Raw genomic sequence first — 9,233 nt, 5'->3', positions numbered from 1 at the left:
TGATCGCCGCGTTGTTGATCAGGATGTCGAGCCCGGTCTCGTCCGAAATCCGCGCGGCCGCCGCCGCGACGCTGGCATCGCTGGTGATATCGAGCGTGACATGCCGCGCATCGATGCCCTCGCCGCGGAGCTCCTCGGCCGCGGCCGCGCCCTCCGCGGACGAGCGCGCCCCGATCCATATCCGCAGACCCCGCTGACCCAGCAAGCGCGCGGTTGCCAGGCCGAGGCCCTTGTTGGCGCCTGAAATGAGGGCGCTGCGCACAGTCTCGCTCAGCGGCGATACTGCCGGAAATCGCTTGGCCTCTTCTCCAAGAACGCCGAAATCCCCTCCATATTCTCGGCATTGCCGTAAGCGCCTGCCAGGAGTTCGGCGTTCGGGAAGAAGGAGGGATAAAAGTCCTGATCGGATCCGGCATTGAGAGCCAGCTTGGCGATCCTGATGCTCTGCGGGCTCTTGTCGAGCACCTCGTTGCACCACTTCTCGACTTCGGCATCGAGATCCTCAGGCTCGACGACGGCGTTGATCAGCCCCATGTCGAGCGCCTCTTCGGCGCTGTAGAGGCGGCAGGTATAGAGGATCTCCCGCGCCTTGCGTTCGCCCACATAACGGGCAAGCAGCTGGCAGGCGCCCCAGATCGGAACGCTGCCGACCTTGGGGCCGACCTGCCCGAACTTGGATCCGCGCGCCGCGATGGTCATGTCGGAGAAGAGGTTGAGCTCGTTCCCGCCCCCGACGCAGAAGCCGCGAACCTTGGCGATGATCGGCTTGTCCATCATCCGCATGACGGAGGAAAGGGCGAAAAGGCGGCGCATGTGGGTGCGGCCGACCGAAGGCTTGCGCTCCGACTGATCGCGCACGTCCCCGCCGGAGCAAAAGGCCTTGTCGCCCGCGCCTGTAAGGACGACGACGCCGACGGTCGGATCGTCGGCCGCGCGGTGCATCGCGTGAGTCAGCTCCTCATACGTGCGCGGCCTCACGGCATTCCTGACTTCGGGGCGGTTGATCGTCACGGTCGCGATGCCGCCATTCGCCTCGTATAACACGTCTTCGTAAGTCATGATCTTCTCCCTTGGGCGTCTGGACAGAGGGTCAGCCGCCCCAGCCGACGAGTGTTTCAGCGATCTCCTCCACAAGCACCGGCTTGTCCTGCGGGTAGTGGCCCGCGCCGCGGACCGTGTGGCTTTCGCACCGGTCGCCGGCCGCTGCCGCCCATTCGGCCACATTGGCGGGGAAGACCGCCTGGTCCGCCGTGAATCCCATGTTGAGGATCGGGACCGTGGTGTCCGCGATGCAGCGGGGGCCGTGCGCCCGCGTCAGGCGCAGGCTCCACTGGCTCAAGAATGAGCGGGCCGTGCAAAAGCGCCCGAGCCCGTTGGCCTGGCGGTTTATCGTGCCGGCATCGCCCCAGATGGCGCCGGCCTTCCGGTCGCTCGGATCGATCGTCAGATCGAGCGTGCGCGGGTCTGCCTTGGTCCGGTAGACGACGAAGGCATCGTCGCCGCTTGGCGATGTCTCGATAAGTCGCAGCGCCTTCTGGGTCAGCCGCTCGTTGCGCGCCTTCTGTTCGGCGCGGTAGGTTTCTAGCCAGTCCCGATCATAAGGCGGGGCGTTGGTGCCGGAATACATATCGAGGCTGTCGTTGCTGAGGTTGGGATCGTTCTCGTCGATCGCCGCGGGATCGAGGCTGTCTGTCAGCGTTGCCGCGCGGCCGCAATGTGCCGCGAGGATCGCTAGCTGATCGGCCGGGGGCAGGTCCTCCGGCTTCAGGTCGATCGGATTGCCGTCGGGCGTATCGGTGATCGTCAGCCGCTCCGCCTGCTGCTGGTAGAAAGCGGTCAGCGACCCGCCGCCGGAATTGCCGATCAGCACGATCTTCTTGAACCCCTGCTCGCGCAGGAAGCGCATCCCGGCGCCGAGATCCTGGATCGCGCGCTCCATGACCAGCATTGAATCCGATCCCGAGTAGCGCGTGTTCATCGCCAGTACGGCGCGCCCGCGCCGGGCCAACGGCTCGACCAGGTAATGGTTCATGAAATTGTTGGTCGGATGGATCAACAGATAGGCGGCGTCGCGGCCATGGCCGGGATCGACGAAACGGCCATAGGCGCGCGGGTCGCTGTTCTGGATCCCGCTCAGCGTCTCCAAAGGCGCACCCTTGGCGATCTTGAGCATGACGAGGTTGGATTGCATTCGCCTGTCTTTCCCGATTAAGTGCCTTGTCAGGCCGCGCCGCGCTGCTTGAAATCGCCGCGCGCCTTCCGGTCGGCCCACTGATCGAGCACTTCCTGTGCGTGCCTCTCTCGCTCGGCGGGATCGATGTCGGTCGAGGGAAGGTTGAATTCGAGGCGGATGCCGTTGGGGTCGAAGAAATAGATCGACTTCTGGCCTTTGTCGTGATGGCCCACCGGGCCGAGATAATCGATGTTCGCGTTCACGAGGCGCTGCCGGTAGGCTTCAAGCTCTTCTTCGGAATGGACGTGGAACGCGACGTGTTCGACCCACGGCGGCGTGTTCGTATCCTCGATCGCGTCGGGCCGTGTCGGGACCTCGAAAAAGGCGAGCGAACTGCCATCGGCAAGCTCGAAAAAGAGGTGGATGTGAGGATCGTATTCCTTCGTCGATCCGACGATGTCGGCGGACACGGCGTGCGAATATTTCATCCCCAGGACACGCGTATAGAAATCGACGGTCTCGATCGCATCGTTGCAGCGAAATGCGACATGATGAAAGCTGCTGAGCATATTTGGTCTCCTGCTATCTGTCCCCGGACTGCTCCGGCGCCCACTATGCGGTGATGGATTTCGCGGGTGCCCGGCGCATCACGCGGCTTGAGCGCTGCGCAGATTGCGCAGGACGGCTCGCCATTGCATCACCGTCCCGTCGTTGCGCAGGTTGACGAGCGGACGCCCGCCGACGAACCGCTGGTTGTCCTGGATCGCCTCGAGCACGCCGACATCCTCTTCGAGGATCTCGTGCGCCTTTTCGCCAGTGATCGTCTCGACATCGACGATCAGCCGCGCGCCGCCGTGAAAATAGTGCGTCGTCGTGTCCGTCTCGGGGACGATGCCATGAAACGAGCGGTTCTGGAGCGGAGCCTCGCCGGCGTCTTCCCACGGTACGGTGCTCGCCGGGCGAACGCGGGTATGGTTCTGATAGAGGCCGGGGATCATCCAGCTCTCGGTCCACTGGTCGACGCGGTCCTCGACAAGCGCCGAGCCGCTGAAAACCTTTGGCGTCGGAATGTCCGATATGCGCACGCGGCGCCGAACCCCGTCGTCCAGCGCCGTCACGGTCGTTTCGGACGCCGCGATGCGGTCGGGATCGCTGCCCATGCTCGTCTTGTGGACGTAGGCCAGGTGGCTGATGTCGAGCAGATTTTCGGTCAGCAACTGGTGATGGCAGCGCAGATAGATCGATCCGTCGATCCACGATGTCCAGGCCGGATCGGTCATCCATTCGAGGTCGGGTACCGGGCTGCTCGCCGCGCGGGCGGGATCGCCGGTATAGATCCACACGATGCCGCCGCGTTCGGTCACCGGGTAGGAACGCAGCTTCGCCGCGCTCGGCGCACGGTCCTGGCCCGGCGCGTAAACGCACTGGCCGCCGGGACCGAAGGTCAACCCGTGATAGCCGCACTGGATGTTGTCGCCCGTGACTTCGCCGCGCGACAGCGGATAGTTGCGATGCGGGCAGCGATCTTCCATCGCCGCGACACCGCCGTCCTCCAGGCGGTAGAAGACGATCGGATCGTTCATGATGACCCGCCGCATCGGCTTGCGGGTCACTTCGGAGGCCCATGCCCCCATGTACCAGAATTCGCGGAGAAACCCATTCGCCTCGTCGCTGCCTTCGCGCATCGTATGCTCCCGAGTATTGTGGGGCGCTGGCCCTGCGAGGGGCGGCTACCACTGTGCCGAGGACTCATATTTGTCCGCATAGCAAAAGTCAATTCTGCCATTCGATCTTTTCAAAAGCGGCGCATTGGCCTATCGGTATCTATAGTCGTTGCAAAGAATATATATAAATCAGTTTGTTAAAGGCGATTTCAGGTAAGAAAACAACGACGGTTTCTGGAAAAGGGGATTGCGATGCAACGCAAGTCCGGCTGGGTCACTGTTCTAACAATATTATGCGTGGCGGAGCTGGCGGGCTCGCTTGAGACGACCCTCGTGTTCGCGGCGCTGCCCGGCGCGATGCGCCAATTTGGTGACCCGGCCCTGGTTGCATGGCTGGTCACCGGATATTTTCTGGTGGCGGGCGCTTCGGCGGCGCTCTGCGGCCGCCTGGGCGATCTGATCGGCCGCTCGACGGTCCTTGCCGCCGTGCTGCTCGTCGCCGGCACCGGATCGATCATTAGCGCTTTTGCATCCGATCTCGGCTGGATAATCGCCGGCCGTTCGATCCAGGGCGTAGCGGGCGCCGTGCTGCCACTGTGCTATGGGATCATTCGCGAACATCTGCCGGCGGAGAAACTGTCCTTCGGCCTCGCCGCGGTCACGGCGGTGGCAAGTCTGGGCGCCGCGGGCGGGTTCCTGATTGGCGGCGTGATCGCGGATCATTGGCATTGGCAGCATATTTTTACGGCCAGCGCCGTCCTGGCGGCGAGCGCGCTTTTGCTATGCCTGATCGCGTTGCCGCGGTCACGCGGCGCGGCGTCGGACAATAAGCGATCCGATCTGTTCGGCGGCATTTTGTTCGCCCCCGCGGTCGGGTTGATCCTGCTGGCGATCAGCCAATCCTCCGCCGCGGGCATCGCCCTCGAACCGGCCTTCGTTTTCGCGTCGGGCCTCGTCCTGTTGCTGATCTGGGTCCGGCACGAGCTGCGCCATGGCGACCCGCTCATCGACATTCGGCTGCTGGGCAAGAAGCCGGTCGCACTTGCCAACCTCAGCGCGCTGCTGGTTTCGATGGGAGCGTTCCAGGTGATGCAGATATTTCCGATCCTGATCCAGCAACCGGTCTGGACGGGCATCGGATTTGGCCTCACCGCGACGATGACCGGGCTCTTGAAGCTGCCCTCGAACGTCGCCAGCGCGCTCGGCGCGGTGTGGGCTGGCAGGCTTGCGAGGCGGAGCGGCGGGCAGGGCGCGATCATGGCGGGGACGCTGCTCAGCCTGATCGCCTGGACCGGCCTGTATTTCGGCCATCACGAACTTTGGCTGGTCGTGCTGCTCGTATGCCTGTCTTCCGCCGGTGTCGTGATTTCGCTGACCGGGACCGTCGCGGTTGTCGTTCAGCACGTACCGGCGGAGCGGACGAGCGAGGCCACCGGCATCACGATGGTCTTGCGCATGACATTCCAGGGCATCGGGGCGCAGATCGTTGCGGGACTGTTCGTTGCCGGACGAACCGCCGGCGCAGCGCCCGGCGGCACCTACCTCGCGCCCGGCGCCATTCTGGCGAGCATCGGTTACGTCGCCGTCATTTCCCTGCTGGCGGTCGCCAGCGCCGTCTGGCTGCGGGGGGCGGTCCGCAATCGCGTTGCGTCCGCCCCTGTAGCCCCGCTCAGATCGGATCCCAGCTGAACACGTCTGCCGACATGTCGAGCGGGTAGAAATCGGGCCGGAAGGCGGGCAGCACGCGTTCGGCGATGAGCTGCGGCGTCCATCCTTCGTCGCGCTGGACCGAGCGGAGGGGCCGCGGCTGGCTCATCAGGAAGATCTCATTCCGCCGCGCTGCGAAAATCTGTCCGGTGACATCGGCCGCCAGATCGCCGCAGAGGAACGCGACAAGCGGCGCGATCTTGTCGGGGCCCATGCTCTTGAAACGCGCCACGCGCCGTCGCTGCTCCTCGGTCTCCTCGGGCAGAGTGCCGATCAGCCGGCTCCACGCGAACGGCACGATGCAGTTGGAGCGCACGCCGAAGCGGCGCATGTCGATCGCGATCGATTTCGACAGGCCGACGACACCCATCTTCGCGGCGGCGTAGTTCGCCTGGGCCAGGTTCCCGATCACACCCGAAGCGGAAGTGAAGTGGACGAAGCTGCCGTGGCCCTGCGCCTTGAAGTGCGGAGCGGCGGCGCGCGATACGTGAAAGCTGCCGAAAAGATGCACGCGGACCACGCGCTCGAAGTCCTCCTCGCTCATCTTGTGAAAGATGACGTCGCGCAGGATGCCGGCATTGTTCACCACCGCATCGATACGGCCAAAGCTGTCCATCGCCGCCTCGATGATGCGCGCCGCGCTTTCGGACGTCGACACGTCGTCGCCATTGGCGACCGCGCGGCCGCCCTTGGCAGCAATCTCCGTCACGACTTCGTTGGCCGGTGTCGCCTCGGCCCCGCTGCCGTCGGGAGTCGCGCCCAGGTCGTTGACGACCACGTTCGCGCCCTCGGCCGCCGCAAGCAGGGCGATTTCGCGCCCGATCCCGCGGCCGGCGCCCGTTACGACGACTGTCTTGCCTTCGAGACTCTTTCCACTGTCCATCGCTCTGCCACCTTGTTTTTGCTAAATGGCTGATAGTCGGAACTTCGATTTCATGTCAAATAGTGAAAAATAATTTTGCTCTGCGGAATATGTTGAGTACGTAGCGGCTGATATGGACCCAACGAATGGGAGAGACGAAATGCCCCGGATCACGTTTATTTCCCACGATGGCACGGCACAAGTGATCGACGCAGAATCGGGACTTTCGCTGATGGAAAGCGCGATCCGCGCCGGGGTCGAGGGTATCGATGCCGATTGCGGCGGCGCCTGTGCCTGCGGGACCTGCCGGGTGGTCATCGCGGAGGCGTGGCGCGACCGGCTAGGCGATGCCGGAGACGTCGAGGCCATGATGCTGGAGATGGCGCCGCTACCGCTCGAGGGCGCCCGCCTTTCGTGCCAGATCGCGGTGACCGACGCGCTCGAGGGGTTGAGCGTGAGCGTGCCCGAGGAACAATTCCGCTAGGTTGGGGCTACCGGCCGGAAAAAGTCGGCGCGCGCTTTTCGTAAAAGGCGTTGACGCCCTCGCGGCAATCGGCCGAGCCGAAGCAGATCGCCTGCGCCGCGAATTCCGCATCGAGAAACGTATCCAGCGGCACCTCCTGCGCGATGCGAAGGAGTTTCTTGGTCAGGCCGAGCGCCTGGGTCGGCCCGGCGGCAAGCTTGAGGCCCAGTTCGATCGCCGCGGCCATGAGCGTGTCGGCGGTATGGACGGCGCTGACCATTCCGATCGCGAGCGCCTCGCTCGCCTCCACCGTGCGGTCGCAAAGCAGGATGTCGCGCGCCCTGACGCTACCGATGGCGCGCGGCAGGGTCAGCGCGAGGCCGACATCGGCCGCCACGCCCACCGCGGGGAAGGCGGGCCGAAACTTGGCCTTGTCCGATGCCAAGATGACGTCGCCGAGCATCGCCAGGCCAAAGCCGCCACCTGCGGCCGCTCCGTTGACCGCCATGATGACCGGCTTTTCGCCCAGCAGCAACTGGCGGATCAACGCGTAAGTGCTCACCAGGCGGGCCCGCGTGGCGGGAGCGTCCTGCCCTTCGCGCAGTGTCCCCAGATCGCCGCCCGCGCAGAAGACGCGGCCCGTTCCCGTCAGCACGAGACAGCGCTGCGCCGGATCGGCGAAGAAGTCGGCGACATGGTCGAGCAATTCCTGCTTCATATCCATGCTCAGCGCGTTGGCACGATCCGGATCGGTAAGGCTTACGATGGTGAGGGGGCCCTTGGTCTCCCGGGCGGTCAAGGTCGTCGTCATATCGGCCTCTCAATTTCGTAAAGCAGAATTGACTTTCGTTTAGCGGTATGAAAGTGCGCAGGCAACCAGGCACGATTCACCGCGACAGGAGAGCAGAAAGGATGGCGATCGACACCGCAAAGCTTCTGGGTTGGCACTTCCCCGAACTCGATCATCAGGTCGAGCCGCGCGACGTGATGCTTTACGCGCTCGCCGTCGGCCTGGGATCGCCGGCGACGGACCGGCGGCAGCTGCCTTTCGTCTATGAGGAAGGGCTGAAGGCGCTTCCGATGATGGCAAACGTCATGGGCTATCGCGGCTTCTGGCTCAAAAATCCAGCCACGGGGGTGGATTGGCGCAAGGTCCTTCACGTCCAGCAGCGTATCGTCCTGCACGCGAATCTGCCGACCCGCGGCACCATAAGAAGCCGCCAGCAGGTGAGCGCGCTCGTGGACAAGGGCACCGGGAAAGGGGCCTTTATCGTGACGCGGCGGGACATCAGCGACCCCGTCTCGGGACGTGTGCTCGCCGAAGTGGAACAGACGAACATGTTGCGCGCCGATGGCGGTTTCGGGACGAGCAGTGGGACGTTGCGCATCCTCGACCCGGTGCCCGAACGGGCGCCCGACCATATCGTCGATCTTCCGGTCCTTGAGCAGGCGGCGCTGCTTTACAGGCTTTGCGGCGACTATAACCCGCTCCACGCCGATCCCGACGTGGCGCTTTCGGCCGGATTCGAGCGGCCGATCCTGCATGGCCTGTGCACGTTCGCGATGGTCGGCCACGCTGTCCTGGACCGCGCAGCCGGCTATGCGCCCGAACGCCTTACCCTGATCGAGGGGCGCTTTTCGGCGCCGCTGTTCCCCGGCGAGACGCTTCGCGTCGAGCTTTGGGACGAGGGCAGCGGACAAATCTTTGCGCGCGCCCGGGCGGCGGAGCGCGACGTCATCGTATTCGATCGTGGCCGTGCAGAGATCGGCGCCGCGTGATCGCGCCGTTATTCCTGACCCGATGTGAAAGGACTCTTGCATGAGCGTTACCGAAACCGTCGCCCGCGCTTCCACCGGCGAAGCTCCGACCGCCGCGCTGCTGCGTTTCATCCGTGATTGCCGCTGGGAAACCGTGCCGCCGGAAGTGCGCCACGCGGCGCTGCGTCAACTGATCGACACGATGGGCGTAATGGTCGCCGGGGCGCAGAGCGATCTTACCGATCAGACCGAGCGGATGCTGGGCGCTGTGCGATCGGAGGGGCCGGTCGCCGTGCCTGGCCGGCGCCGGCGCGCGGACATTCTCGATGCGACCTTCCTGTCGGCAACCGCAGGACATGGGATCGAGCTCGACGATGGCCATCGCCAGGGTTCGGTGCATCCCGCCGTTTGCGTGATCCCGGCCGCGCTATACGCGGCACATGGGCGCCAGGTTTCGGGAGCGAAGCTGCTCCACGCCATCACCTGCGGCTACGAAGCGATGATCGCGATCGCGACCGTCGCGCACCCCCATTTGCGACGCCGCGGCTTTCACCCGACCAGCGCGGCCGGTGTGTTCGGTGCGGCCGTCGCCGCGGGCCTTATCCT

General features: G+C 64.7%; 11 protein-coding genes. 4 read left to right on the top strand and 7 right to left on the bottom strand.

The annotated features are described in order from the left end of the window. From BHQ40_RS22880 to BHQ40_RS22860, 5 genes are all read right to left on the bottom strand, one after another. Nucleotides 1-262 (bottom strand): SDR family NAD(P)-dependent oxidoreductase (locus BHQ40_RS22880; protein WP_139139443.1); only part of this gene is annotated, 262 nt, incomplete at its 3' end. 8 nt (nt 263-270) lie between these two features. Beyond that, on the bottom strand, nt 271-1,059 hold the full coding sequence (locus BHQ40_RS22875) for an enoyl-CoA hydratase-related protein (protein ID WP_070158063.1): 789 nt from the start codon (nt 1,057-1,059) through the stop codon (nt 271-273). 31 nt (nt 1,060-1,090) lie between these two features. Continuing rightward, nucleotides 1,091-2,191 carry an alpha/beta hydrolase gene (locus BHQ40_RS22870; RefSeq protein WP_070158062.1) on the bottom strand — a complete coding sequence of 367 codons (1,101 nt, stop codon included), beginning with the start codon at nt 2,189-2,191 and terminating at the stop codon, nt 1,091-1,093. Between the two features lie 29 nt (nt 2,192-2,220). Continuing rightward, nucleotides 2,221-2,742: a VOC family protein gene (locus tag BHQ40_RS22865; RefSeq protein ID WP_070158061.1), complete on the bottom strand. Its 522-nt coding sequence runs from the start codon at nt 2,740-2,742 to the stop codon at nt 2,221-2,223. 78 nt (nt 2,743-2,820) lie between these two features. After that, on the bottom strand, nt 2,821-3,858 hold the full coding sequence (locus tag BHQ40_RS22860) for a Rieske 2Fe-2S domain-containing protein (protein WP_070158060.1): 1,038 nt from the start codon (nt 3,856-3,858) through the stop codon (nt 2,821-2,823). Between the two features lie 231 nt (nt 3,859-4,089). Here BHQ40_RS22860 and BHQ40_RS22855 point away from each other — a divergent pair, with 231 nt between their 5' ends. Further along, nucleotides 4,090-5,526 carry an MFS transporter gene (locus BHQ40_RS22855; RefSeq protein WP_070158059.1) on the top strand — a complete coding sequence of 479 codons (1,437 nt, stop codon included), beginning with the start codon at nt 4,090-4,092 and terminating at the stop codon, nt 5,524-5,526. Here BHQ40_RS22855 and BHQ40_RS22850 read toward each other — a convergent pair. After that, complete coding sequence (locus BHQ40_RS22850; protein WP_070158058.1) at nt 5,507-6,427, bottom strand: SDR family NAD(P)-dependent oxidoreductase; 921 nt, start codon at nt 6,425-6,427, stop codon at nt 5,507-5,509. The two genes, BHQ40_RS22855 and BHQ40_RS22850, sit on opposite strands and share 20 nt — an antisense overlap. 139 nt (nt 6,428-6,566) lie before the next feature. Here BHQ40_RS22850 and BHQ40_RS22845 point away from each other — a divergent pair, with 139 nt between their 5' ends. Next, a complete protein-coding gene (locus BHQ40_RS22845) occupies nt 6,567-6,890 on the top strand; it encodes a 2Fe-2S iron-sulfur cluster-binding protein (protein WP_070158057.1) in 324 nt (107 codons plus the stop codon). Nucleotides 6,891-6,897: 7 nt separating this feature from the next. On the opposite strand, the gene BHQ40_RS22840 is transcribed toward BHQ40_RS22845, so the two are convergent. Beyond that, a complete protein-coding gene (locus BHQ40_RS22840) occupies nt 6,898-7,680 on the bottom strand; it encodes an enoyl-CoA hydratase/isomerase family protein (RefSeq protein WP_070158056.1) in 783 nt (260 codons plus the stop codon). A gap of 101 nt (nt 7,681-7,781) precedes the next feature. On the opposite strand from BHQ40_RS22840, the gene BHQ40_RS22835 reads away from it, so the two are divergent. Together BHQ40_RS22835 and BHQ40_RS22830 are read left to right on the top strand one after the other, a co-directional pair. After that, nucleotides 7,782-8,648: a MaoC family dehydratase gene (locus BHQ40_RS22835; RefSeq protein ID WP_070158055.1), complete on the top strand. Its 867-nt coding sequence runs from the start codon at nt 7,782-7,784 to the stop codon at nt 8,646-8,648. 40 nt (nt 8,649-8,688) lie between these two features. After that, nucleotides 8,689-9,233 (top strand): MmgE/PrpD family protein (locus tag BHQ40_RS22830; protein WP_139139442.1); only part of this gene is annotated, 545 nt, incomplete at its 3' end.

The sequence above is a fragment of the Sphingobium phenoxybenzoativorans genome (genome assembly GCF_001757355.1).
In the GTDB taxonomy this organism is placed as follows: domain Bacteria; phylum Pseudomonadota; class Alphaproteobacteria; order Sphingomonadales; family Sphingomonadaceae; genus Sphingobium; species Sphingobium phenoxybenzoativorans.
This window is presented reverse-complemented; position numbering and strand designations above follow the sequence as displayed.

Excerpts from the sequence above, each read along its gene's own strand:
- BHQ40_RS22875 (WP_070158063.1), bottom strand. The coding sequence starts at position 1,059 with ATGACTTACGAAGACGTGTTATACGAGGCGAATGGCGGCATCGCGACC.
- BHQ40_RS22870 (WP_070158062.1), bottom strand. The coding sequence starts at position 2,191 with ATGCAATCCAACCTCGTCATGCTCAAGATCGCCAAGGGTGCGCCTTTG.
- BHQ40_RS22865 (WP_070158061.1), bottom strand. The coding sequence starts at position 2,742 with ATGCTCAGCAGCTTTCATCATGTCGCATTTCGCTGCAACGATGCGATC.
- BHQ40_RS22860 (WP_070158060.1), bottom strand. The coding sequence starts at position 3,858 with ATGCGCGAAGGCAGCGACGAGGCGAATGGGTTTCTCCGCGAATTCTGG.
- BHQ40_RS22855 (WP_070158059.1), top strand. The coding sequence starts at position 4,090 with ATGCAACGCAAGTCCGGCTGGGTCACTGTTCTAACAATATTATGCGTG.
- BHQ40_RS22850 (WP_070158058.1), bottom strand. The coding sequence starts at position 6,427 with ATGGACAGTGGAAAGAGTCTCGAAGGCAAGACAGTCGTCGTAACGGGC.
- BHQ40_RS22845 (WP_070158057.1), top strand. The coding sequence starts at position 6,567 with ATGCCCCGGATCACGTTTATTTCCCACGATGGCACGGCACAAGTGATC.
- BHQ40_RS22840 (WP_070158056.1), bottom strand. The coding sequence starts at position 7,680 with ATGACGACGACCTTGACCGCCCGGGAGACCAAGGGCCCCCTCACCATC.
- BHQ40_RS22835 (WP_070158055.1), top strand. The coding sequence starts at position 7,782 with ATGGCGATCGACACCGCAAAGCTTCTGGGTTGGCACTTCCCCGAACTC.